The sequence below is a fragment of the Paenibacillus anseongensis genome (assembly GCF_009757995.1).
Taxonomy (GTDB): Bacteria; Bacillota; Bacilli; order Paenibacillales; family NBRC-103111; genus Paenibacillus_E; species Paenibacillus_E chondroitinus.
Genome location: NZ_WSEM01000014.1, coordinates 1 through 8,409 on the forward strand (window position 1 = coordinate 1; position 8,409 = coordinate 8,409).

Genomic DNA, 8,409 nt, shown 5'->3' on the forward strand with positions numbered 1-8,409 from the left:
TTACTCGACTGTGCTTACTCACTCGTTGTTCAGTTTTCAAAGATCAATTTCTTTCGCTCACTGCCGTGTTACCGAAGCAGCGAGAAGTAATATACCATATCTGTTTTTCAATTGCAAGCTTTAATTTTTACATCCATTCGTGAAGATATTCAACACGTTCAGATCTTTATCTCGGCTTGCGCCTTGTTCCGTTCGGAGCAAGAATCATAATATAGCACATACGAATTTGGAAAGCAAGCCTTGTCCTTCATTTTATGAAAAGAACCTCCTAGCACCAGATCTTATCTGACAACTGGGAGGCTCCACGGTTCTAAGCTAAGAGCTATTTTAACCTGATACCTTTAAGCAGTAATTCCAGTGGTTCTCTTTCTTCACTTTCACCACGATGGTCATACTCGACAAGCTTATCCAAACGTGCAATTTGATGACCATAGTCATACATAGCGGCAGCCACTACGGATAAACGCAATAATCCCTGCGGTTGTTGAGAATAACGCTCAATGAGAACCGTCATGAAGCGATCATTCTCAGCTTCCATTTCCATGCCCTCCGTGCTGTCCTCTTTTAGCTTATCATCGAATTTCAGCAGCACATGTTCGTGGAATTTTATTAACTTTTCCATATGTTGATCAAAATAGTCATCAATCGCTTCGGTTCGAGCGGCCTGAAAGTAATGTTCATCTACGGCTTCAATCACTTCTAACCCTTTATACATAGCAAGCAGCTTTTGTTTGTATACAACAAGCTCGCGTATGCGGCTGAAGCCATTCCCCTTGCCTTTGAGTTTTTTGATCTCTTCTTCCAAGAGTCTGTATTTTTCAGATAGAGATTTGAGACCGCTGCGAAGGCTTTCTTTTTCCTCACGAAACACCGTTTCTTTCATTTCATTGGAGATCACTGTGCGAAGAAGGAGTGACATTTTGCTGAAAATAGTCTGAATCTGTGCAGCAAATTGCTCCTTAGGTTTTGGCGGAAAGAAGAATATATTCACCACAAAGGCGCATCCGATACCAATCAAGCTAAGAAGCAGCCGATTAAGCGCGAACTCCCATTCCCCTGAAGCCTCCATCACCGCAACAACGGTAACCAAAGTAAGACCTATCGTTTCTTCCATACGCATTCTAAGACTGAGAATAATGACAATAATACAGACAATGCCAATAGCAATGACATTATTTGAGAAAAACATACCCGCCAGCAGAGCCAATGCCGCACCAAGAATATTCGTCTGCAGCTGCTCCAGAAAGTAGCGCCACGACCGGTAAATCGAAGGCTGCATAGCAAAGATAGCAGCAACAGCAGCAATGACAGGAGGAGTAAAATTTAGCCAGGCACTTATGTATAAGGCCAAAGCAACGGCGATACCCGTTTTCCAAACACGCGCACCGAAAACCATGAAATCCCCCTCATAGAAAATATTAATTCCCTATTATCTTACACAGGTAATGGGTTTGATGCAAAATAAGCTCTTAGCTCCCTAGTTCAATTCTGCTAGTCCAACTGCATGACAGTCTCTTGCTGAAGCCATACTGTTAAAGTAATTTCCATAAACTCGTTTTGGAGGCACCTATGATCAAACAAAAATGGCGTATTCCGGCCACCCAGGGGCTTGGATTCAAGCTCGGCAAAGGTCAAACGGTTAGAATAACCGATGTAGAAGGCGAGCAAGTCGCTGACTTTGTCGCCTATCGTGATAACGACTTTAGGGAACGGCTGGACCCGGGAGTTACAATGGATTCCCTTCATAAACTGAAAGTGAATCCAGGGGATCTGCTTTATACTAATACATACAAGCCAATGTTAACCATCGTAACCGATCGCGTAGGTCAACACGATTTCATTAATCCAGCCTGCCGCAGCGAAATGTACGAGGTGCTATACAATAAAAAGGATCATGCAAGCTGTTATCATAACCTAAATCAGGCTTTAGCCGAGTTTGCAATCCCTGCCCCTGATCAACATTACCCCGTCAACTTATTTATGAATACCGTCATACATCCATCAGGGGAAATTACGGTTGAGAGGCCGCTATCGAAGGCTGGCGATTATATTGAGCTTCGGGCGGAAATGGATTTAATCATAGCGGTGTCTGCTTGTCCGTGCTCCGAGAGCGCATGTAATGGGTTCAAGTGCTCACCTATCGATGTAGAAATCATGTAGGCATTCACCCAACTCTTCCACTCAGCATACTATGCTCCGAATGGAAGAAGGAGGGTTTGGTTATGGTTCATTTGAAATCTAAGAGTTGGCTGGATCACAATGGAAAAGAGCTGCCTGCTTGGCAGCAAGACGCCTTTCGCAAGTTTGGGCATATGATTGCTGATGATGAACGCATGTACCCCTGCATCCCAGGGCGGCAAGGGTATCTCACCGACAGCTTGCGGTTTGGCTTTGCAGCAGATCCCAGATCCGATAAAGCGATTGAAGAGACTGCGCAGCTGCTGTATCAGTACGGTGAATGCTCCCGTGATACCGGTCGGTACGCTTCGCTTGTTATATTTTTTGAAACGCCAACAGACATGACGGCTAATTTCTCTGTAGAAGATTATGAACAGGTCTTCTGGTCCATATTAAGCCGGGTAAGCGCCAAAGATCCGGTCCCATGGCCCGCACATATCCCTCAAGACCCCTCCCACCATGCTTGGGAGTTCTGTTATAGTGGGCATCCGTACTTCGCCTTTTGCGGGACACCTGCCCATCAGGTTCGCCGAAGCCGGTGGACACCTTATTTTCTAATCACCTTCCAGCCCCGATGGGTTTTTGAGGAAATCAATGATTCTACCGCTTTCGGACGCAATATGAAAAGCTTGATTCGTCAGAAACTGGTCGAGTACGACGGCGTTCCAGCGCATCCCTCACTCAAATGGTATGGTCAGACAGACAATCTGGAGTGGGAGCAATATTTTCTGCGTGACGATGAAAGTGTAGCACCTAAATGCCCTTTTGCGTCTATGGCCATGAAAAAGAAGTAACTAAAAAACCAGCCGAGGTTTAAACAGACCTAGCTGGTTTTTTATCTTTTAATGAATCGTTGCCCGATTATTTGGAGGCATTTGCGGCATGCCCTGAGCCGGGACGAAGGTATTCAGCATTTTCTGCATATCAGCTGTATCCAGTTGTGGAACCTGATAATAAGCATTTCTATTTTGATACAAGAAAATTTCATAAGCCATCTCAATAAAGTTCTGCACTTGGGAAGCCAGCACACGACGCACTGTAGGGTTCGTCACCTCGACGGAGGTCATCGTTAATAGCGAGGCATGGGACTTGATAAGCCCCAGCATATGTGCGCTAATTCCAGCATCCTTTACATCAGCCAACGATTGGTTCGGCTTTTTGGGCTGAGTAGGCTTGATTCCATAGATGGGCTGAGACAGATTCCGTATCATGTAGGTCTGTGTCTCTTGGCTCGGCTTCTGCCCTGTAGTAAAGCACTCTGCCGTTAAATTGTAGTGGTAGAGGGTGAAGCTGTACTGATGATCCAAAATGTCCAGAAGCTCGGGATCTTGGACGAACTGTCTGAAAATCATAAACTGATCAAGTACATTAATGGTACATGCTAACACTTCATGCAAATCAAATAGCTCATGTCCCCCATGGTTCATGTTAGGCGCCATTTGATTCATGTTGTTGTATGGTGTTTGCTGCTGCATCTCGAAGTCTCCTTTGATATGGATTGGTAACTTCGATAATATGAGTTAGATTAGTGGAAATTATACGTTTCTCTTACTTCAGCAATGAAGCCCAAGTGGTCTCAAGCCAATGATCAAAGTCAGCGCCCTTGTCCCCTTCGTACGTATCGTACACGTCAGTTCTGGTTTTTTGGAGCTTTTCCTTGAATGCTTCAAAGGTATGGCCTTCCGGCAAGCTCTTTTTAATGCGTACGAATACCTTGCCTGCACCTTTGACCAAATCCCCTTTTTTCCGTGGCGGCAGCTGAACATCTTCACCAAAAGCTTTAAGTTTGCGGTAAGCCAGCTCTTGAATGGGATATACAGCATCACTGGTCATTATACGAGTCAAAATATTTATGCTCTGTTGATCATTCCATTGACCTAATTGTTCAACAGCATCCTGACGTTCTCTCCAATTGGATGAACGATTTGCGGATTTTTTTAGCTCCTCAAAATTGGCAGGTACTTCATTGTTTACTTCTATATTCAACTGATTCAAGCTCCTTCGACTGCTGCAATTTGCGCATGTTTTTTTACTACAATGATGTTACACTTTTTTGGGCCGGAGCGCCAATGAAATAGATCTATGGCTGCAGACTTCGAAAAAACAGCTCGAAACTGACAGCCATTTGCGTATTAAGCCTCTCATCGCCCATCCCCATGCCCCAGGTAATTAATACGCCCATATACGTTTGAATAGCTTGGTCCGCTATCATTTCTGCCGGGAAAACGGTTGAGAATTCTCCTCGTTTTTGAGCTTCTTCTATGACAGGAATGAGCACTAATTTTAGCTCTTCCAACATCTCCAACTGATTAGACAATGACTTCTCGTTGCTAAGATTGCTTTGAAATAATGCACGGGCAAGTTGTCGGGTATAAGGTACGAGCCTCACCAATTCGATAAGAAACTCCCGCAAATGAGGGAGAATTGGCCCAACTTTATCCTTCAGCTTAACGAACTCCGTCGACGCCCAGAATGTCTGAATATCACAGAACACTTCTTCTTTCGTAGCAAAATAGTTAAAAAAAGTTCCCTTCGCAACACCAGCACGTTCCGTGATCTGATGAACCGTTGTCGCTTCGTAACCTTGCTCCGCAAACAGTTCTAGCGCTGTGTCTATGATTTTTTTGCGCGTTGCCCGCTTTTTTTCCTCACGGTTCATTAAGTCATCTCCGTTTATCGCTAATGTTTACGCTGTATATTCCAAGTATAGAGGAAACGACGGGTTTGTTCAATTCATAAAATGACCGTAGGTACAAAAATTTATGGAAATCGAATTTTATAATAACATGATATATTTAATTTCTCATATTTTAGACTCTACTTTTCGAGTTGAATTATGACCATTAGTATAAATATATTCGTAACCAGTGGTCATTTATCAGTAGGAACAGCGTGCCTTTTCGGCTGCTGCAGCATAACATGAATGCACAAAAACCTGAGGCTGGTTTCCCTCAGGTTTTTGCTTTTTGCTTTTATCATGTATCGAGTTAGCTTGAGCTTACCACAATCCCCCTGCAGTACTTGCAAACTGCCGCATCGATTTCGATTTCCTCATTACAGTAGGAGCACTCCTTATGTGTTTTCACTGCTGTTGTTTCTACCGCCGTTTTCTTCTTCCTGCTAGCCCAGATTAACAAACCGATTACAACAATGACAACGACGATTATCCAAAAAACCATACCGAAACACCTCCTAGTTGATAATCAACTTTTGATGAATCCGTATATGTATATTCGCCTATGCTTGTCTGTTTGTCTTAGTCCTTATGCTAAAATATTCACAGTTGATGCTTCATCCATAAACCCCATCCGCAGCAAAGGAGAGCACCATTGGGGAACTTCAGGCTTCTATTTGGCTAGATGGGGCAACTGGCTGACTTAAATAATGAAATAAGGGATCCCTGTTCCCCTACACCTGCTCAAAGGGCTATTTCTGCTAGAATAGTGCCCTGGTGTTCTCTTATTTGTACGCTAAAACAAAAAACCACCCTAAGGTGGTCTTTTGCTTAATGCGGGTGATTGGAATACTCCAAATTCTTATTTAAAAGCTTCCTTCGGAAGCACTGGTGGTAAATTTGGACGCTCGTCCTATTTTGGTTTACTCTATGATGTCTTCACGGACGGTCGAACCCTTTGTGGTCTCTCTTCCCTACCGATAAAGCAAAAAACCACCCGAAGGTGGCCTTTTGCTTAAAGCGGGTGATGGGAATACTCCAAATTCTTATTTAAAGCTTCCTTCGGAAGCACTGGTGGTATATTTGGACGCTCGTCCTACTTTGGTTTACTCTATGATGTCTTTACGGACGGTCGAACCCTGTGGCTTCTCTTCCTCATCGCTAAAGCAAAAAACCACCCGAAGGTGGTCTTTGCTTAAAGCGGGTGATGGGAATCGAACCCACGCTACCAGCTTGGAAGGCTGAAGTTCTACCATTGAACTACACCCGCATGATGTTAAAAGTCGGGACGACACGATTTGAACATGCGACCCCCTGCTCCCAAAGCAGGTGCTCTACCAAGCTGAGCTACGTCCCGAGAAAATACCGGCGAGAGGACTCGAACCTCCACTCGTGAGAACTCGATTTTGAGTCGAGCGCGTCTGCCATTCCGCCACGCCGGCATATGTGGCGCGCCCTGAGAGATTCGAACTCCCGACCTTTTGATTCGTAGTCAAATACTCTATCCAGCTGAGCTAAGGGCGCGTATGAAATTGAGATAAATAATGCCGAAGACCGGACTTGAACCGGTACGATAGTCACCTATCGCAGGATTTTAAGTCCTGTGCGTCTGCCGATTCCGCCACTCCGGCTTGCTTAAAGGCAGAAGGCGCTACCCAGATTCGAACTGGGGGTAAAGCTTTTGCAGAGCTCTGCCTTACCACTTGGCTATAGCGCCAAAAAGCGGAAGACGGGATTCGAACCCGCGACCCTCGCCTTGGCAAGGCGATGCTCTACCCCTGAGCCACTTCCGCATGATAATGGGGTTTCCTCAAACATTTTGAGGAATGATGCGCGTAGAGGGACTTGAACCCCCACGGTCGCCCGCTAGATCCTAAGTCTAGTGCGTCTGCCAATTCCGCCATACGCGCATGCTGTAAACAAGGCAAATGGTGAGTCATGTAGGATTCGAACCTACGACACCCTGATTAAAAGTCAGGTGCTCTACCAACTGAGCTAATGACTCATGAAAGAAACTGGGGATCAAGGATTTGAACCTTGGCATGACGGAGTCAAAGTCCGTTGCCTTACCGCTTGGCTAATCCCCAATGAAAGGTAATGGGCGGACGACGGGACTTGAACCCGCGAATGCCGGATCCACAAACCGGTGCGTTAACCCCTTCGCCACGACCGCCACATTAAAAGGTAAAGAAATGGAGGCTGATGGATTCGAACCACCGAACTCGGAGAGAGCAGATTTACAGTCTGCCGTGTTTAGCCACTTCACTAAGCCTCCATAAAGCAATGGTGCCGTCGAGAGGACTTGAACCCCCAACCTACTGATTACAAGTCAGTTGCTCTACCAGTTGAGCTACAACGGCATATTCAATTGTTATAATGGCGGAGCCGACGGGATTCGAACCCGCGGTCTCCTGCGTGACAGGCAGGCATGTTAGGCCTCTACACCACGGCTCCACATTTATAAAGTTGAACATGTATGGTGGAGGCTGACGGGATCGAACCGCCGACCCTCTGCTTGTAAGGCAGATGCTCTCCCAGCTGAGCTAAGCCTCCATGGGAATAAAATTCTAAGTTAAGAATGGTGACCCGTAGGGGACTCGAACCCCTGTTACCTCCGTGAAAGGGAGGTGTCTTAACCACTTGACCAACGGGCCATGCTGAATGAAAATTTACAACGGAGAGAGAGGGATTCGAACCCTCGCACCACTTACGCAGTCTAACCCCTTAGCAGAGGGTCCCCTTATAGCCACTTGGGTATCTCTCCAATATAACGAATTACTAGCGGCAGAGGGGCTCGAACCCCCGACCTTACGGGTATGAACCGTACGCTCTAGCCAGCTGAGCTACGCCGCCATAATGTCTAAATTTATAAGAAACGGAGAAGGAGGGATTCGAACCCTCGAGACGCTTGTGACGCCTACACGATTTCCAATCGTGCTCCTTCGGCCAGCTCGGACACTTCTCCTAGTATTTATGGGTTAGGACTCCCCGAACAGGACTCGAACCTGTGACAACTCGATTAACAGTCGAGTGCTCTACCAACTGAGCTATCAGGGAATATGGTGGAGCCAAGCGGGATCGAACCGCTGACCTCCTGCTTGCAAGGCAGGCGCTCTCCCAGCTGAGCTATGGCCCCTTAAGACTTGTCTGGAACTAAAAATTAATGGTTGGCCCTAGTGGACTCGAACCACCGACCTCACCCTTATCAGGGGTGCGCTCTAACCAGCTGAGCTAAGGGCCAAAATTGATAACTACTCCTGTGGCGTTTAAAGCACCCACAAGGGGTACTGCTTGGCAACGTTCTACTCTCCCAGAACCCTGCGGTTCAAGTACCATCGACGCTGGAGGGCTTAACGGTCGTGTTCGAGATGGGAACGCGTGGGTCCCCTCCGCCATCATCACCAAACAGTCAAAGCGTGTTTGCGCCTTGAAAACTAGATACGAAACGTTTGTAAAGTAATTCTTAGGTTTCAAGCTGAGAGACTTTTGACTTCGTCAAAAGATCCCTATATTAGGTTAAGCCCTCGACCGATTAGTATTCGTCAGCTGCATGCATT

The 8,409-nt window shown here is 46.1% G+C and carries 7 protein-coding genes, 22 tRNA genes and 1 rRNA gene; 2 read left to right on the plus strand and 28 right to left on the minus strand.

What is annotated here, in order from left to right; genetic code table 11:
* Positions 1 to 322 precede the first annotated feature (322 nt).
* On the minus strand, positions 323 to 1,396 hold the full coding sequence (locus GON05_RS14660; RefSeq protein WP_157319805.1) for an FUSC family protein: 1,074 nt from the start codon (positions 1,394 to 1,396) through the stop codon (positions 323 to 325).
* 176 nt (positions 1,397 to 1,572) lie between these two features.
* Here GON05_RS14660 and GON05_RS14665 point away from each other — a divergent pair, with 176 nt between their 5' ends.
* Together GON05_RS14665 and GON05_RS14670 are read left to right on the plus strand one after the other, a co-directional pair.
* Positions 1,573 to 2,160, plus strand: a complete 588-nt coding sequence (locus tag GON05_RS14665) for a DUF1989 domain-containing protein (protein WP_309491818.1) — start codon at positions 1,573 to 1,575, stop codon at positions 2,158 to 2,160.
* A 62-nt stretch (positions 2,161 to 2,222) separates the two neighbouring features.
* Positions 2,223 to 2,972, plus strand: a complete 750-nt coding sequence (locus tag GON05_RS14670; protein WP_157319807.1) for a YqcI/YcgG family protein — start codon at positions 2,223 to 2,225, stop codon at positions 2,970 to 2,972.
* Between the two features lie 48 nt (positions 2,973 to 3,020).
* Here the strand turns inward: GON05_RS14670 and GON05_RS14675 are convergent, their stop codons facing one another.
* From GON05_RS14675 to rrf, 27 genes are all read right to left on the minus strand, one after another.
* Complete coding sequence (locus GON05_RS14675) at positions 3,021 to 3,653, minus strand: spore coat protein (RefSeq protein WP_157319808.1); 633 nt, start codon at positions 3,651 to 3,653, stop codon at positions 3,021 to 3,023.
* 73 nt (positions 3,654 to 3,726) lie between these two features.
* Positions 3,727 to 4,164 carry a HEAT repeat domain-containing protein gene (locus GON05_RS14680; protein WP_157319809.1) on the minus strand — a complete coding sequence of 146 codons (438 nt, stop codon included), beginning with the start codon at positions 4,162 to 4,164 and terminating at the stop codon, positions 3,727 to 3,729.
* A gap of 94 nt (positions 4,165 to 4,258) precedes the next feature.
* A complete protein-coding gene (locus GON05_RS14685; protein ID WP_157319810.1) occupies positions 4,259 to 4,837 on the minus strand; it encodes a TetR/AcrR family transcriptional regulator in 579 nt (192 codons plus the stop codon).
* Between the two features lie 328 nt (positions 4,838 to 5,165).
* Positions 5,166 to 5,357 carry a hypothetical protein gene (locus tag GON05_RS14690; protein ID WP_157319811.1) on the minus strand — a complete coding sequence of 64 codons (192 nt, stop codon included), beginning with the start codon at positions 5,355 to 5,357 and terminating at the stop codon, positions 5,166 to 5,168.
* Positions 5,358 to 6,051: 694 nt separating this feature from the next.
* Positions 6,052 to 6,122 (minus strand) — tRNA-Gly (locus GON05_RS14695).
* A gap of 13 nt (positions 6,123 to 6,135) precedes the next feature.
* Positions 6,136 to 6,209 (minus strand) — tRNA-Pro (locus tag GON05_RS14700).
* A gap of 6 nt (positions 6,210 to 6,215) precedes the next feature.
* Positions 6,216 to 6,294 (minus strand) — tRNA-Leu (locus tag GON05_RS14705).
* 5 nt (positions 6,295 to 6,299) lie between these two features.
* Positions 6,300 to 6,376: transfer RNA gene (locus GON05_RS14710), tRNA-Arg, on the minus strand.
* A gap of 21 nt (positions 6,377 to 6,397) precedes the next feature.
* Positions 6,398 to 6,483, minus strand: a tRNA-Leu gene (locus tag GON05_RS14715).
* A 15-nt stretch (positions 6,484 to 6,498) separates the two neighbouring features.
* Positions 6,499 to 6,569: transfer RNA gene (locus GON05_RS14720), tRNA-Cys, on the minus strand.
* Positions 6,570 to 6,573: 4 nt separating this feature from the next.
* A tRNA-Gly gene (locus GON05_RS14725) sits at positions 6,574 to 6,645 on the minus strand.
* 37 nt (positions 6,646 to 6,682) lie between these two features.
* Positions 6,683 to 6,762, minus strand: a tRNA-Leu gene (locus GON05_RS14730).
* A 19-nt stretch (positions 6,763 to 6,781) separates the two neighbouring features.
* Positions 6,782 to 6,857: transfer RNA gene (locus GON05_RS14735), tRNA-Lys, on the minus strand.
* A gap of 10 nt (positions 6,858 to 6,867) precedes the next feature.
* Positions 6,868 to 6,939, minus strand: a tRNA-Gln gene (locus GON05_RS14740).
* A gap of 13 nt (positions 6,940 to 6,952) precedes the next feature.
* Positions 6,953 to 7,025 (minus strand) — tRNA-His (locus GON05_RS14745).
* Positions 7,026 to 7,045: 20 nt separating this feature from the next.
* Positions 7,046 to 7,127: transfer RNA gene (locus GON05_RS14750), tRNA-Tyr, on the minus strand.
* 9 nt (positions 7,128 to 7,136) lie between these two features.
* A tRNA-Thr gene (locus GON05_RS14755) sits at positions 7,137 to 7,212 on the minus strand.
* 17 nt (positions 7,213 to 7,229) lie between these two features.
* Positions 7,230 to 7,306 (minus strand) — tRNA-Asp (locus GON05_RS14760).
* Between the two features lie 23 nt (positions 7,307 to 7,329).
* Positions 7,330 to 7,405, minus strand: a tRNA-Val gene (locus tag GON05_RS14765).
* Positions 7,406 to 7,431: 26 nt separating this feature from the next.
* Positions 7,432 to 7,506, minus strand: a tRNA-Glu gene (locus GON05_RS14770).
* Between the two features lie 21 nt (positions 7,507 to 7,527).
* Positions 7,528 to 7,616 (minus strand) — tRNA-Ser (locus GON05_RS14775).
* A gap of 15 nt (positions 7,617 to 7,631) precedes the next feature.
* Positions 7,632 to 7,705: transfer RNA gene (locus GON05_RS14780), tRNA-Met, on the minus strand.
* Positions 7,706 to 7,728: 23 nt separating this feature from the next.
* Positions 7,729 to 7,817: transfer RNA gene (locus tag GON05_RS14785), tRNA-Ser, on the minus strand.
* A gap of 19 nt (positions 7,818 to 7,836) precedes the next feature.
* Positions 7,837 to 7,909, minus strand: a tRNA-Asn gene (locus GON05_RS14790).
* A 3-nt stretch (positions 7,910 to 7,912) separates the two neighbouring features.
* Positions 7,913 to 7,988 (minus strand) — tRNA-Ala (locus GON05_RS14795).
* A gap of 28 nt (positions 7,989 to 8,016) precedes the next feature.
* Positions 8,017 to 8,093: transfer RNA gene (locus GON05_RS14800), tRNA-Ile, on the minus strand.
* Positions 8,094 to 8,141: 48 nt separating this feature from the next.
* Positions 8,142 to 8,258, minus strand: a 5S ribosomal RNA gene (gene rrf / locus GON05_RS14805).
* Positions 8,259 to 8,409: the final 151 nt, after the last annotated feature.

Bases quoted from the DNA above. Each gene is read 5' to 3' on its own strand.
- GON05_RS14660 (WP_157319805.1), bottom strand. From the start codon at position 1,396: ATGGTTTTCGGTGCGCGTGTTTGGAAAACGGGTATCGCCGTTGCTTTG.
- GON05_RS14685 (WP_157319810.1), bottom strand. From the start codon at position 4,837: ATGAACCGTGAGGAAAAAAAGCGGGCAACGCGCAAAAAAATCATAGAC.
- GON05_RS14690 (WP_157319811.1), bottom strand. From the start codon at position 5,357: ATGGTTTTTTGGATAATCGTCGTTGTCATTGTTGTAATCGGTTTGTTA.
- GON05_RS14670 (WP_157319807.1), top strand. From the start codon at position 2,223: ATGGTTCATTTGAAATCTAAGAGTTGGCTGGATCACAATGGAAAAGAG.
- GON05_RS14675 (WP_157319808.1), bottom strand. From the start codon at position 3,653: ATGCAGCAGCAAACACCATACAACAACATGAATCAAATGGCGCCTAAC.